General features: G+C 33.4%; 14 protein-coding genes. 9 read left to right on the top strand and 5 right to left on the bottom strand.

What is annotated here, in order from left to right; translation table 11 throughout:
• The first annotated feature begins 123 nt into the window (after positions 1-123).
• The 7 genes from M0M44_RS08600 to tsaB all read left to right on the top strand — a co-directional run bounded on the left by M0M44_RS08600 (position 124) and on the right by tsaB (position 8,033).
• A complete protein-coding gene (locus M0M44_RS08600; protein WP_201998576.1) occupies positions 124-825 on the top strand; it encodes an ABC transporter ATP-binding protein in 702 nt (233 codons plus the stop codon).
• Positions 818-2,062, top strand: a complete 1,245-nt coding sequence (locus M0M44_RS08605) for an ABC transporter permease (protein WP_248729385.1) — start codon at positions 818-820, stop codon at positions 2,060-2,062. Before M0M44_RS08600 ends, M0M44_RS08605 begins: the two co-directional genes overlap by 8 nt.
• Before the next feature lie 2 nt (positions 2,063-2,064).
• Complete coding sequence (locus M0M44_RS08610; RefSeq protein WP_248729386.1) at positions 2,065-3,330, top strand: ABC transporter permease; 1,266 nt, start codon at positions 2,065-2,067, stop codon at positions 3,328-3,330.
• Between the two features lie 37 nt (positions 3,331-3,367).
• The gene (locus M0M44_RS08615; protein WP_095927900.1) at positions 3,368-4,489 is read left to right on the top strand and encodes an efflux RND transporter periplasmic adaptor subunit; all 1,122 of its coding nucleotides are present in this window, start codon (positions 3,368-3,370) and stop codon (positions 4,487-4,489) included.
• Between the two features lie 85 nt (positions 4,490-4,574).
• Positions 4,575-5,957 (top strand): TolC family protein, encoded by a 1,383-nt coding sequence (locus tag M0M44_RS08620; protein WP_248729387.1) that lies wholly within the window; start codon positions 4,575-4,577, stop codon positions 5,955-5,957.
• A gap of 6 nt (positions 5,958-5,963) precedes the next feature.
• Positions 5,964-7,256 carry an efflux RND transporter periplasmic adaptor subunit gene (locus tag M0M44_RS08625; RefSeq protein ID WP_248729388.1) on the top strand — a complete coding sequence of 431 codons (1,293 nt, stop codon included), beginning with the start codon at positions 5,964-5,966 and terminating at the stop codon, positions 7,254-7,256.
• A gap of 105 nt (positions 7,257-7,361) precedes the next feature.
• Complete coding sequence (gene tsaB, locus M0M44_RS08630) at positions 7,362-8,033, top strand: tRNA (adenosine(37)-N6)-threonylcarbamoyltransferase complex dimerization subunit type 1 TsaB (protein ID WP_248729389.1); 672 nt, start codon at positions 7,362-7,364, stop codon at positions 8,031-8,033.
• Here tsaB and M0M44_RS08635 read toward each other — a convergent pair whose 3' ends face one another.
• The 3 genes from M0M44_RS08635 to M0M44_RS08645 all read right to left on the bottom strand — a co-directional run bounded on the left by M0M44_RS08635 (position 8,034) and on the right by M0M44_RS08645 (position 10,386).
• A complete protein-coding gene (locus tag M0M44_RS08635; protein ID WP_248729390.1) occupies positions 8,034-8,846 on the bottom strand; it encodes a mechanosensitive ion channel family protein in 813 nt (270 codons plus the stop codon).
• Between the two features lie 86 nt (positions 8,847-8,932).
• On the bottom strand, positions 8,933-9,343 hold the full coding sequence (locus M0M44_RS08640; RefSeq protein WP_248729391.1) for a YtxH domain-containing protein: 411 nt from the start codon (positions 9,341-9,343) through the stop codon (positions 8,933-8,935).
• 143 nt (positions 9,344-9,486) lie between these two features.
• Positions 9,487-10,386, bottom strand: a complete 900-nt coding sequence (locus M0M44_RS08645; protein WP_248729392.1) for a NifU family protein — start codon at positions 10,384-10,386, stop codon at positions 9,487-9,489.
• 143 nt (positions 10,387-10,529) lie between these two features.
• Here M0M44_RS08645 and M0M44_RS08650 point away from each other — a divergent pair, with 143 nt between their 5' ends.
• Positions 10,530-11,519 (top strand): PorP/SprF family type IX secretion system membrane protein, encoded by a 990-nt coding sequence (locus M0M44_RS08650; protein WP_248729393.1) that lies wholly within the window; start codon positions 10,530-10,532, stop codon positions 11,517-11,519.
• A gap of 10 nt (positions 11,520-11,529) precedes the next feature.
• The gene (locus tag M0M44_RS08655; RefSeq protein WP_095927892.1) at positions 11,530-12,048 is read left to right on the top strand and encodes a gamma carbonic anhydrase family protein; all 519 of its coding nucleotides are present in this window, start codon (positions 11,530-11,532) and stop codon (positions 12,046-12,048) included.
• Between the two features lie 89 nt (positions 12,049-12,137).
• Here the strand turns inward: M0M44_RS08655 and M0M44_RS08660 are convergent, their stop codons facing one another.
• Both M0M44_RS08660 and M0M44_RS08665 read right to left on the bottom strand, forming a co-directional pair.
• Positions 12,138-12,851 (bottom strand): LytR/AlgR family response regulator transcription factor, encoded by a 714-nt coding sequence (locus tag M0M44_RS08660; protein ID WP_248729394.1) that lies wholly within the window; start codon positions 12,849-12,851, stop codon positions 12,138-12,140.
• 105 nt (positions 12,852-12,956) lie between these two features.
• Entirely contained in the window at positions 12,957-13,667 is a 711-nt protein-coding gene (locus tag M0M44_RS08665; RefSeq protein WP_248729395.1) for a dioxygenase family protein, read from the bottom strand.
• Between the last annotated feature and the right edge of the window lie 8 nt (positions 13,668-13,675).

Raw genomic sequence — 13,675 nt, forward strand, 5'->3', positions numbered from 1 at the left:
AAAGTGTAACAATAACTAAAAAAGGTAGTCTAATAGAAAAATAGGTAACATAATTATTAACTTTTTATTATCATAAATTACTTAATAAATACGTTATTATTGTCTAAAAAATTTAACAATACCATGATTGAAATTAAAGATTTACACAAATCCTATAAAATGGGAAGTTCGCAATTACATGTATTAAAAGGAATTAATTTTAATATAGAAGAAGGGGAATTGGTTGCAATCATGGGGTCGTCTGGTTCGGGTAAATCAACACTTCTTAATATTTTAGGAATTTTGGATGAAGCCGATTCAGGAAGTTATATTTTAGATAAAACGCCAATTAAAAAATTAAACGAAACAATTGCTTCAAAATATCGTAACAAATTTTTAGGTTTTGTTTTTCAGTCTTTTAACTTAATAAATTACAAAACGGCATTAGACAATGTTGCGATGCCATTGTATTATCAAGGCGTCAAAAGGAAGGAACGTTACGAGATAGCAATGAAGTATTTGGAGAAAGTAGGTTTGGGTTCTCATGTTCATCACTTGCCAAATGAACTTTCTGGAGGTCAAAAACAACGTGTTGCTATTGCAAGAGCATTAGCTTCGAATCCGAAAGTATTGCTTGCCGATGAACCAACGGGAGCTCTTGACACCAAAACCTCTTATGAAGTTATGGAGCTTATTCAAGGAATTAATGACGAGGGGAAAACAATTTTGATTGTTACACACGAACCTGATATTGCAGCAATGTGCAAAAGAAATGTTGTCCTAAAAGATGGATTAATTATCGATGATAAAAAAGTAGAACAAGTTAGAGCTTCGTCTTATGTTTAATATTGAACGTTGGCAGGAAATATTTGAAGCCATTTCTAAAAACCGTTTAAGAACATTCTTAACGGGAGTCTCTGTAGCCTCAGGAATCTTTATTTTGGTAATCTTGCTTGGTGCAGGAAAAGGTCTTCAGAACGGAATTGAAAAACAATTCGAACGTGATGCGGCTGGAATTATAGAGGTTTGGTCTGGAACTACTACTAAAGAATATAAAGGATTAAATCCGGGGAGACAAATTCAATTTCGCAATAGCGATTACAATCAATCGGTACAGAAATTCGAAGATAAATTAGATTTGAGAGCTTCAACAAATAATTACTGGGGGCAGTCTTTTGCTTATGGGAAAGAATCGGGTAATTATCAATTTAGAGGCGTAAATCCAGATTATGGCGGAATCGAGAATTTAACCATAGTTCAAGGCCGTTATGTAAATGCGAAGGATTTAGAAAGTAATGCAAAAGTAGCTGTTATCGGAATGAAATTGAAAACCGATTTGCTTAAGGATAAAGAGGCAATAGGAGAAGAAATCCTAATTAACAACATTAACTTTAAAGTAGTTGGAGTCTTTACAGATCCGGGAGGAGAAAGAGAAGAAACTCGTGCTTATTTGCCCTTAACTACAGTTCAGAAAACATTTGGTGGTGGCGATAAAATTAGCAACTTGTTTTTTACCCTAAAAAAGACAAGCAATTATGATGAAGCATTGGCTCAATCAGAAAAGTTTACCCAAGATTTAAAAAACTTATTAAAAAGTAAAAACGTAGTAGCTCCTGAAGATGATGGTGGTGTAGGAGTTTATAATTCGGTTAAAGATGCTAAACAGTTTTACGATTTAAATTTATATATCAGACTCTTTTTCTGGTGGGTTGGTATATGTACCATTATAGCAGGAGTTGTCGGAGTAAGTAATATCATGCTTATTATTGTAAAAGAACGTACAAAAGAAATCGGGATTAGAAAAGCACTGGGAGCTTCGCCTTTTTCTATTATCACTATGATTCTTCATGAATCAATTTTCATTACTACCATTGCAGGTTTTGTTGGGTTATTGGCAAGTCTTGCTTTATTGGAATTTGTTGGTCCGATGGTTCAGAGTGAGTATTTCAGAAATCCTGAAGTAGATTTTAGTGTAGCTTTAACTACTTTGGTATTACTTGTTTTTGCCGGAGCAATGGCAGGATTTTTCCCAGCCTACAGAGCAGCCAAAATTAAACCTATTGTAGCACTTAGAGACGAATAATTATGTTTAAAAAAGATAATTGGGACGAGATTTTACAGGCCTTAACCGCCAATCCTTTCAGGACTATCCTGACAGCTTTTGGTGTTTTTTGGGGAATTTTTATCTTGGTAATTTTACTTGCTGCAGGTAATGGTTTGGAAAATGGTATCAAAAAAGGTTTTGATGGAATCGCGACCAATACCATGTTTATGTGGAGTCAGACTACCTCTAAGGCTTATAAAGGTTTGCCAAAAACAAGACGTTATGACTTTAGAAATAGTGATGTAACAGCTTTAAAAGCTGCATTGCCAGATTTATTATATGTTTCTCCTAGAAATCAATTAGGTGATTTTAACGGAACCAATAACGTTGTAAGAGGCACAAAAACTTCTGCATTTACAATTTATGGAGATTACCCAGAGCTGATTAAACAACAGCCGATGGATATTATTAAAGGAAGATTTGTAAATCAGCAGGATATTGAGCAGAAAAGAAAAGTTTGCGTAATTGGTAAAGGAGTTATCAGTGAGCTTTATGGTAAAGAAGAGGAAGCGGTTGGAACCTATATAAAAATTAACAGCATTAATTTCATGGTTGTTGGAGTTTATAAATCCAAACAGCAGGGAGGAAATGCAGAACAGGAACAAAAGAATATTTTTATTCCTTTTACAACTTTTCAGCAGGCCTTCAATTATGGAGATAAAGTGGGATGGATGGCACTAACGGCAAAAGATGAAACTTCTATAACCGATTTAAAGCCTAAAATTTTAGAGATTATAAAAGCATTGCATTCTATAAATCCGACAGACGACAGAGCAGTTGGAAATTTTGACTTATACGAGCAGTTTAATAAAGTGCAAAGCTTGTTTAATATTTTAAAAGTAATTGCGTATTTCGTAGGAACATTAGTTTTGATTTCGGGAGTAATCGGAATTTCGAATATCATGCTGATTGTGGTGAAGGAACGTACAAAAGAAATAGGAATTAGAAGAGCTTTAGGCGCTACTCCTGGAGCAATTAGAGGGCAGATATTGTCTGAGTCTATATTTTTGACGATTATTTCGGGTATGCTCGGAATTGCTGTTGCAACAGGAATTATAGCACTTTTAAATATGGCATTAGATTCAATGCCTCAGGGAGAAAATACCATGTTTGCGAATCCAACTGTAGATTTGGGAGTTGTATTTGTTGCATTAATTATATTGGTCGGATCTGGTTTGCTCGCTGGATTTATCCCCGCACAGACCGCCATCAATGTGAAACCCGTAGATGCATTAAGGACAGAATAAATTATCAATCAAAATAAATCGATTAAACCAAGAACAAATGAAAAAAGGAGTAACCGTAACCATTTTAATATTTATTGCAGTTGTTTTTTTTGGCGCGCTTTACTATTTGTACGCTAAAAACCAAGAATCACCGATTGTATTTAAAACGGAAAAAGCAGAAATAAAAACTATCGTAAAAAATACTATTGCGACAGGAAATATTCAGCCTGACGAAGAAGTTTTAATCAAACCAAATATTTCAGGTATTATTGAAGAAGTGTACATCAAAGCTGGTGAAAAAATCAAAGCTGGCGATATGATTGCTAAGATTAGAGTTGTAGCAAACGTTTCGAATGTAAGTAGCTCTCAGAATCAAGTACAGACTGCTAAAATAGCATTAGATAATCAGGAAAAAATCTATAAAAGACAGAAAACATTATTTGAGAAAGATGTAATTTCTGCAAATGATTATGATGCTGCACAGCTGGCTTACAATCAGGCAAAACAAAATTATCTGGCTGCAAAACAAGGTTTGGATATTGTTAAAACAGGAACAACTTCATCTTTAGGAAATTATGCTAATACATTAATTCGTTCTACAGTGAACGGAATGGTACTAGACGTTCCGGTAAAAGTAGGTAATCAAGTTATCGAAAGTAATAACTTTAATGAAGGAACTACTATTGCTAGTGTTGCCGATGTTGGAAGAATGATTTTTATAGGAAAAATTGATGAATCTGAAGTTGGAAAAATTAAAGAAAAAATGCCAATCGAGATTACAATTGGGGCTATCGAAAACAAAAAATTTGATGCAGTTTTAAACTATATTGCTCCAAAAGGAGTTACAGAAAATGGCGCAATTCAATTTGAAATAAAAGCACAAATGATCAACAGAGACGATACTTTTATTAGAGCTGGTTTAAGTGCCAATGCTTCTATTATTTTGGAGAAAGCAGAGAAAGTTTTGGCAATAAAAGAATCATTGGTTCAATTTGACAAAAAAACACAAAAGCCTTATGTAGAAGTCGAAAATGCTCCACAGAAATTTCAAAGAAGGGATTTGGTTCTTGGAGTTAGCGACGGAATCTACGTTCAAGTTAAAAGCGGTATAAGCGATACAGATAAAATTAAAATCTGGAATCAGGGCTTGATTAACGAAGGGGACAAAGAAAAAAAATAAGCTAATTTGAAAGGTTAAGGATCTTTTTGGTTTTAAAAATGTTAAATTTGCGTAGTTCGGTTTACTGCGCCTTCATTAAAAGTATATGAAAATAAATAAATATAATAGTCTGTTTTTTGCAGTGTTATTCGGATTCGGATTAACTGGGCAGGCGCAATCAAAACAATGGACTTTGGAAGAGTGTGTGAGATATGCACTCGAGAATAATATCACAGTAAAACTATCTGAATTAGATGTAAAAAATGCTGAAATCGATAAAAGAGGAGCTTTAGGAAATTATCTTCCTTCTGTAAATGGAAATGCTTCTCACTCTTGGAATATCGGTTTGAACCAGGATGTTACAACAGGTATTTTACGTAACCAAACTACACAATATTCTTCAGTTGGGATAAACGCTGGAGTTGACATCTACAAAGGACTTCAGAATCAAAACACGATGAGAAAGGCAAAATTAAGTATCATTGCCTCGCATTATCAGCTGTTAAAAATGCAAGAAGATATTTCGTTGAATGTCGCTAGTGCCTTTTTGCAAATTTTATCTAATAAAGAAGATTTAAAGGTTAAAAAGGAGCAGTTGTTAATTGATGAAAAACGATATGCACGTTCTGAAGAAATGGTAAATGCAGGAACTATTCCGCGTGGAGATTTGTTCGATTTGAAAGCTACTGTAGCAACAGACAAACAAAATATTGCGGTTTCTGAAAATAATTTACTGATTTCTAAATTGAGTTTGGCTCAGCTTTTACAATTAAAAGAGTTTGCAGATTTTGATGTAGTTGACGATACTAATGTAGCGGATGAAAATAATATCCTAGCTCAGAGTCCAATTGAAATTTATAATAAAGCAAAAGAAACTAGAACAGAGTTGAAATTAGCACAGACCAATTTGGAGATTGCTGAGAAAAATGTTTCTATAGCCAAAGGAGCTTATCAGCCAACACTTTCTGGTTTCTATGGGTTTAATACTAGAGCAAGTTATAGCGATCAAGTTAGGTTGGATGCAAACGGTAATCCGTATACTGTAGGTCCAGACCCTATATTCCAGCAGTTTAGCGATAATAAAGGACATAATTTTGGTTTACAGTTAAATGTTCCTATTTTCAATGGTTTCTCAGTTAAGAATAATGTAGAACGTAATAAAGTAAGTTTAGAAAAATCTAAAATAGATTTAGAACAAAAAAGTTTAGATTTGCAACGTAACGTTTACACCGCTTTTACAGATGCAAGAGGAGCTTTAAATACATATGAATCTTCTACTGTAACTTTAGAGGCGAGACAGCAGGCTTACAATTATGCAAAAGAAAAATATGATGTTGGTTTAATGAATTCATTTGATTTCACTCAAGCTCAAACATTATTGACTAATGCACAGTCTGATGTTATTCGAACAAAATATGATTACATGTTTAAAATTAAAATATTAGAGTTTTATTTCGGAATTCCAATTGTTCCAATTATTACAAAATAATTCATTATGTCAAAAAAAACTGTTTATTTCTTATTAGGTGGTGCAGTAGTTATTATTGTAGCTTTGGTCGGTCTTTCTAAGGCTGGAGTAATAGGGAATAAGGACGAAGGAAAAGAAGTGGAAATTGCAAAAGTAACAGCTTCAACAATTGTTGAAACTGTTTCTGCAACAGGTAAAATTCAGCCTGAAATTGAAATTAAAATTGCTTCGATGGTGTCGGGCGAGATTATTTCATTAAATGTAAAAGAAGGGCAAGTGGTTAAAAAAGGAGATTTATTAGTAAAAATAAATCCTGATTTATATACCTCTGGATTAGAAAGATCTGTTGCAAATTTAGCTGGAACAAAAGCAAGTCTAACTCAGTCTGACGCAAGTTTTAAAGAGGCAAAAGGAAATTATGAGCGTAATAAAATATTGTATGATAAAGGTGTAATCTCAAAATCAGATTGGGATAAAGCCATTTCTTCTTTTGAAGTGGCCAAAGCAACAAAACAAAGCGCTTATTACAATGTTCAAAGTGCTTCGGCATCTGTTACCGAAGCCAAAGACAATTTAGGACGTACCACAATTTATTCTCCTGCAGATGGAACCATTTCTGTATTAAATGTAGAATTGGGAGAAAGAGTTTTAGGAACACAGCAAATGGCCGGAACGGAGCTTTTGCGCGTGGCAAACCTAAACAATATGGAGGTTGAAGTTGATGTAAATGAAAATGACATTGTAAAAATTAAGATTGGAGACGAAGCAAATGTTGAAGTAGATGCTTACTTAAAAAAGAAATTTAAGGGAATTGTAACCAGTATTTCTAATTCTGCTAGTACAACATTAACTTCAGATCAGGTAACGAATTTTAAAGTTAAAGTTCGTATTCTGAAAGATTCTTATCAAGGTTTATTAGAAGGAAAACCAAGCACATATTCTCCTTTTAGACCAGGAATGACTGCTACTGTTGATATTATTACGACAACAAAAAATAATGTTTTGGCGGTGCCAATTAGTTCTGTTGTGGTAAAGTCGGATACTACTGCTGTAAAAGATTTTAAGGTTGAAGATCCAAATGAAGATAAAAAACCAGCTCCAAAAAATGATAAAAAATTCGAATGTGTTTTTGTGAAAGTTGGAGATAAGGCTAAGATTAGAGTTATTAAAACTGGAATTCAGGACGATACGAATATTGAAGTTATGTCTGGTCTTAAACCTGGAGATGTTGTCATTACAGGGCCATACACAACAGTTTCTAAAGATCTTAATTCTGGAGACAAGGTAAAGCTTAAGAAAGCTGAGGATCCAAAAAAATAACAATATAAGCATATTGTCATCCTGAGCAAAGTTGAAGGCTAATGCTAGAAAGTCTGCAACTTTGCTCAACCTGACATCAATAATTAATTTTTAAAACTACATATTTTGTCTTTTATTCTCAATATCGAAACGGCTACTAAAAACTGTTCTGTATCTATTGCAAAAGATGGTCATACTATTGTTTGCAATGAATTGGCAGATGAAGGCTATTCGCATGCCGAAAAACTTCATGTTTTTATTGAAGAAGTAATAGCAAAAGCAGGAATTTCGGCGAAGGATTTAAATGCTGTTGCAGTTAGCCAAGGTCCGGGATCTTACACTGGTTTAAGAATTGGTGTTTCGGCAGCAAAAGGGTTATGTTATGCTTTAAATATTCCGTTAATTGCTGTAGATACTTTACAGACTCTAGCTTCTCAGGCGGGAGTAACAGACGGAAAAATTATACCCATGTTAGATGCTCGCCGTATGGAAGTTTACAGCGCTATTTTTAACTCAGATTTGACAGTTGAAAGAGCAATCCAAGCTGAAATTATTGACGAAAATTCATTTCAAGAATATACAGATAAACTTTATTTTGTTGGCGATTGTGCTGATAAATGTAAACCTGTTTTGACTAAAGACAATTTTGTGTTTTTAGAAAATGTAAAATATCCTTCAGCGCAAGCAATGAGTAAAATCAGTTTTGATAAGTATCAAAAAAGCGACACTGTAGATGTCGCTTATTTTGAACCTTATTATTTAAAAGATTTTATGATTGCTCCTCCAAAAAAACAATAATTATTTCTGAATAGTATATGGCTGAATTGCGATTCCAGCTTCATCCAAAGCGATTTTACAATTCTCTAAAGTTTCAGAAAAAACAGCTCCGTAGTTGGCATTTTTTGCCCATGGTCGAACCGCAAAATCAATAGAACTTGCCGATAGATTTTTTACAAAAACTTCTGGTGCAGGCTTCTTTAATACGTTAGGATTTTTATTTAAAACATCTATAAGAATTTCTTTTGCTTTTTTGATATCAGAATCATACGAAATAGAGAAAGTCAAATCGGCTCTTCGTTCTCCCTGCATAGAGTAATTAATGATGTTTCCGTTGGATAAAGCACCATTTGGAACAAAAACCGTTTGGTTATTTCCAGTAAGCATTTTTGTTACAAAAATCTGAATTTCAAGAACTGTTGCAATAATGCCTTGTGCTTCTATTGTATCTCCAACTTTAAATGGTTTAAAAACAATAATAAGCATTCCGCCAGCAAAATTAGAAAGTGATCCTTGTAAGGATAAACCAACCGCAAGTCCCATTGCTCCTAAAATGGCGACGAATGAAGAAGTTTCAATTCCTAATTTAGAAATAAAGGTTACAAATAATAAAATTCTTAAAGCCCATAATAAAATGTCAGCTAAGAATTTTGTTAATGTTGGATCGAGATTTCGCTGAATCATTACTTTTCTAATAATTCGATTAATCAATCTGATGGCATACAAACCAACAAATAAGATTAAAAAGGCAGAAATCAGTTTTGGTGAATAATCAACTAAAATATCAATAAATCGGCTAATGTATTTACTGACTTGTTCTGGGCTAATGTTCATGATTTTGAAATAAAAAAACCTTCTCAAAAGAGAAGGTATATTAGTGGTGCAAATATAAAAATATTTACATTATCAGAAAAGTGTGTTTATGCCTTGTCTGCTGCTTCATCGGCGATTTCCTCTACTTCTGCGGCCGATTTTTCGCTTACATCAATAACGGTTTCAGAAATAGTTTCTGGCGTATCGCTAACAGCTGCAGAAGCCGTTTTTTCTTTCACAGAATCAACTACATCATTTACTACTTTAGCGGCTTTGTCGGCATATTCGCTTACAGTATCTTTTGCTTTTTCAGCGTACTCTGCTGCGTTGCCAATAATAGGTTCCGAAACTTCCTTTACTTTTTCAATTGTTTCTTCTGCAAAAGCTTCCGCTTTCTCGATGTATGGCGCAGCAGCTTCTTTTGCTTGCTCAAAAGTACTTTCGGCATTGTTGGCCAATTCAGTTACAGACTCTTTGGTTGAGCCAAATAAATTTTTAAAAAATGAAGATAATCCCATGGTTGTTAATTAATTGGTTAAGATTACAATATTAATTAATTTTATAGAATTACTCGTTTTTTAATGGTAAATAATTGGTAACTAGTGGTTAATAATAAAAAAAGCGCCTCATTGAGGCGCTTTCTATGGTGTTTTTTAATAAATTAAGCATTAACAGCTTCCACTTTTATAGCTTCGTCGTTCAGCATGCTTTTCAACATATTTTCGATACCGCTTTTTAAAGTAAATGTAGATGAAGGACAACCGCTGCAAGCACCTTGCAATAATACTTTTACTGTTTTGTCTTCCTCATTATAAGATTCAAAAGCAATGTTTCCACCATCAGCAGCTACAGCTGGTTTTACATATTCTTCTAGAATATTGATGATTTGCTGTGAAGTAACATCCAATTTATCAAAAGCTTCATCTTTTGTTGCTTCATTTTTGACTTTAGTTTCGATTAAACTTTCATCTAAAACAGTTCCTCCATTTTCAATAAATTGTTTAATGAAAGTTCTTAATTCTAAAGTGATTTCGTCCCAATTATTGATTTCATATTTGGTTACCGAAATATAATTTTCGTCAATAAAAATTTCTTTCACATAAGGAAATTTAAATAATTCCTGAGCCAGTGGAGAAGAAGCAGTCTGATCAATATTTTTATATTCCACAGCATTGCGAGTTAACATTCTGCTTACAACAAATTTTAATGCAGAAGGGTTTGGAGTTGTTTCTCCGTAAACTGTAATAGGCTGTTTTTTTGCTTTTGTTTCGTCAATTTTAATGATAACGCCACCTTTGTCCACAAAAGCACTAATTTGCTCTGCAACCGCGTCTTTTACATCATCCCAATCTACAATGCTATATCTTTCGATAGCGATAAAATTTCCTGAGATATAAACTGTTTTAACAAACGGTAAATAGAATAATTGCTGTGCTAGAGGAGAAGCTTGCGCTTCATCAATATTTTTGAACTCAAAGTTTTGATTTTGAGTAATGAAATCATCAAATTCGAACTTTAAAATAGTTGGATTTTGAGTTTCTTTTATAGTGATTTTAGTCATGGTAATATATTTTTTGCAAATTTACTAAAGTTATTTTCTACTAATGGCTATATTTGATTTTTTAATAAAATAATTAAGACTCTTTTCAAATAAATCGTGTTAAATTGCAAGAGTGAAAATTATGTGAAAACAAAATTGTCTTTATGGAATTTAAAATCAAGGTTTTATTAATTTTTCTCATTACTACTTTTTATTCTTACTCTCAAGAGGGACTACCTGTTTATTCTGATTATTTGTCTGATAATTATTACTTAATTCATCCTTCTATGGCTGGCGCGGCTAATTGTGCCAAAATAAGATTAACCGCCAGAAAGCAATGGTTTGGAGAAGAAGAAGCTCCTTCTTTGCAGACTTTAAGTTTTAACGGAAGAATTGGAGAACGTTCTGGAGCTGGTATAATTCTTTTTAATGATAAAAACGGATATCATTCTCAAAAAGGTGTGAAATTGACTTACGCGCATCATATTATGTTTTCAAGAGACGAATTAGATTTAAATCAGTTGTCTTTTGGAATTAGCGGAGGTTTAATACAAAGCCAATTGGACGAAACAAAATTTGGCGGAACTTTTGATCCAATTGTTTTTGGGTCAATTCAGAAAGATTCTTATTTCAATCTTGACGTTGGAGCGTCTTATAATTATTTAGATTTCTATGCACACGCAACAGTTCAAGGATTGTTAGAAACTAGAAGAGAATTATATACGGATTATGAAACAGATAATCTTAGAAAGTTTTTATTGAGCGCTGGTTATGTATTCGGAAAAAGTAACAGTTGGACTTGGGAGCCTTCTATTCTTTTCCAGTTATTTGATCAGACAAAAGCAAAAACACTCGATTTGAATATGAAAGCCTACAAAAGCATGGATTTTGGAAGTCTATGGGCGGCTTTATCTTATAGAAGAGGTTTTGATGGCGCACAATATATTTCGGGAACTGGAGTATCCTCTCAAAAATTACAATACTTTACACCGATTGTTGGAGTTAATTTCAAAAACTTTATGTTTGCTTACACCTATACTCAGTTAATGGGAGATGTTAAGTTTGATACAGGCGGTTTTCATCAAATTACTTTAGGAGTTAATTTATTCTGCAGAAAAGCACGTTACGACTGTAATTGTCCTGCGGTGAACTAAAATTTATATTATGCTTATTAAATCTGTAAACGGAAAATCACCTCTTATTCCAGAGGATTGTTATGTTGCCGAAAACGCAACTATTGTAGGAGATGTTACTTTTGGAGAATCTTGCAGTGTCTGGTTTAATGCTGTTGTGAGAGGAGATGTTCATTTCATTAAAATTGGAAACAAGGTTAACATTCAGGATGGTGCCGTAATTCACTGCACTTATCAAAAACATCCAACAATTATAGGGAATAATGTTTCAATTGGGCATAATGCAATTGTGCATGGCTGTACTATTCATGATAATGTTTTAATCGGAATGGGAGCAATTGTAATGGATAATTGTGTGGTAGAGAGCAATGCTATTGTTGCTGCAGGTGCCGTTGTAACTCAGAATACTGTTGTAACTTCTGGAAGTATTTATGCTGGAGTTCCTGCCAAAAAAGTAAAAGACATCGATCAATCTGATTTTGCAGGTGAAATAGGGCGTATTTCAAACAACTATGTTATGTATTCTAGCTGGTTTAAAGAAGAAAAATAAACATAACAAAATCCAAAAAAAAGAAAATTTCAAATTCCAAAAAATCGAGCCTCGGAATTTGGAATTTTCTTTTTTGGAATTTTAAAAAATTATAGGTTGATTTTTTCGAAGAAAGTATTTTTATAGCTTTCGCTGATTGGAATTCTTTTATCGCTTATTAAAACCTTGTTTTTCTGAATCGATTTTACGTGTTTGATATTGATAATATACGATCTATGAATTCTTGCAAAACCCTTGCTTGAAAGTAGATTTTCAAGTTTTATTAGACTAATTAATGTCAGTGTAAATTTATTATCTGTTGTATAAATTTTGACATAATCTTTTAGGCCTTCAATAAAAAGAATATCAGTAAAATTCAATTTTACATTTTCATATTCAGCCCTAACAAACATAAAATCCTGTTCAATTTCGGGCGCATTATTGTTTTCTGCAATTGCAGTATTAGCTACAGGCTGCAAGATCTGTTGTGCTCTTACAACTGCCTTCAAAAAGCGATGAAATGGAATTGGCTTTACTAAATAATCGACAGCGCCAAGATTAAAACCTTCTACAGCATAATCAGAATAAGCAGTTGTAAAAATAACAAGAGGTTTTTTTTCGATTGTATTTAAAAAATCAATTCCAGAAAAATGAGGCATCTGGATGTCTAGAAAAACTAAGTCAACATTATTCTGATTGATAAATGAAACAGCATCAATAGCATTATTGAAAGTGCTTACCAGCTCTAGAGCATCTACTTTTTTGACAAAATCCTGTAATAAGTCTACAGCTAAAGGTTCGTCATCAATAATTACACATTTCATCTTTTCTGAATTAATTTTTTAAAGTTTATTTCGCATTCAAAAGTAGTTTGAAACCAGTAAATTAAGTTTTAAAATTTTCATAAAATACAGGTTAACGGATCAAAATTATGCGTTAACAGTTATAGTTTTAGTCAATGTGAAACCATCTGTCAAATTACCTGTTATGGTAGCGAGCTCGTCGGTTAAACTATCAGCAAAAACATTGTCTTTTGTATTTGCAGTATCTGCCTGCCCATGCGCGGCATAATTGGTGCTAGAATATACTTCACTTGATATGGTTTCAGGAAAAGCAATTTGAGTTACCAATAAAGAAGTTCCTGTGCTTGATAAAACTTCAACATGCACATGAGGAGCTCTTCCTTGATACCAACCAGGATAAATTGAAATAAAAGAAACTTCTCCGCTGGCATTAGAAGTTTGTCTTCCTCTAAGGAAATGAACAGAAGTATAATCTGTCTGCTGCATTTGCGTGCCGCCGTATTCAGAATAATTTCCGTCTTTGTCGCAATGCCAAACATCAACTAAAGCTCCCGAAAGAGGTTCGCAATTGTTGTTTTTATTTTCGATTTTTAAATTAATCAATAGTGCAATTCCAACACGATCAGATTTGATGTTTTCTAAAACCAGCTGACTTGGCGTTTTGATAGGGAACGGACCTTTTGTTTCTGAAGGAGAAACGGTACAGCTTCCGTCTCCAGAATTGCTCGTATCAGTTTCGTCATTGTCGCTTTTAGAACAGGATTCTAAAAATTTTGAAGCTGTTACCAATGATGCAACGCCCAAAATGCCATTTCGGATAAATTTCTTTCTGTCCATAATCAGTT

Origin of the sequence: Flavobacterium humidisoli (genome assembly GCF_023272795.1) — a bacterium.
Taxonomy (GTDB): domain Bacteria; phylum Bacteroidota; class Bacteroidia; order Flavobacteriales; family Flavobacteriaceae; genus Flavobacterium; species Flavobacterium humidisoli.

Bases quoted from the DNA above. Each gene is read 5' to 3' on its own strand.
- M0M44_RS08600 (WP_201998576.1), top strand. From the start codon at position 124: ATGATTGAAATTAAAGATTTACACAAATCCTATAAAATGGGAAGTTCG.
- M0M44_RS08605 (WP_248729385.1), top strand. From the start codon at position 818: ATGTTTAATATTGAACGTTGGCAGGAAATATTTGAAGCCATTTCTAAA.
- M0M44_RS08610 (WP_248729386.1), top strand. From the start codon at position 2,065: ATGTTTAAAAAAGATAATTGGGACGAGATTTTACAGGCCTTAACCGCC.
- M0M44_RS08615 (WP_095927900.1), top strand. From the start codon at position 3,368: ATGAAAAAAGGAGTAACCGTAACCATTTTAATATTTATTGCAGTTGTT.
- M0M44_RS08620 (WP_248729387.1), top strand. From the start codon at position 4,575: ATGAAAATAAATAAATATAATAGTCTGTTTTTTGCAGTGTTATTCGGA.
- M0M44_RS08625 (WP_248729388.1), top strand. From the start codon at position 5,964: ATGTCAAAAAAAACTGTTTATTTCTTATTAGGTGGTGCAGTAGTTATT.
- M0M44_RS08635 (WP_248729390.1), bottom strand. From the start codon at position 8,846: ATGAACATTAGCCCAGAACAAGTCAGTAAATACATTAGCCGATTTATT.
- M0M44_RS08640 (WP_248729391.1), bottom strand. From the start codon at position 9,343: ATGGGATTATCTTCATTTTTTAAAAATTTATTTGGCTCAACCAAAGAG.
- M0M44_RS08645 (WP_248729392.1), bottom strand. From the start codon at position 10,386: ATGACTAAAATCACTATAAAAGAAACTCAAAATCCAACTATTTTAAAG.
- M0M44_RS08650 (WP_248729393.1), top strand. From the start codon at position 10,530: ATGGAATTTAAAATCAAGGTTTTATTAATTTTTCTCATTACTACTTTT.
- M0M44_RS08655 (WP_095927892.1), top strand. From the start codon at position 11,530: ATGCTTATTAAATCTGTAAACGGAAAATCACCTCTTATTCCAGAGGAT.
- M0M44_RS08660 (WP_248729394.1), bottom strand. From the start codon at position 12,851: ATGAAATGTGTAATTATTGATGACGAACCTTTAGCTGTAGACTTATTA.
- M0M44_RS08665 (WP_248729395.1), bottom strand. From the start codon at position 13,667: ATGGACAGAAAGAAATTTATCCGAAATGGCATTTTGGGCGTTGCATCA.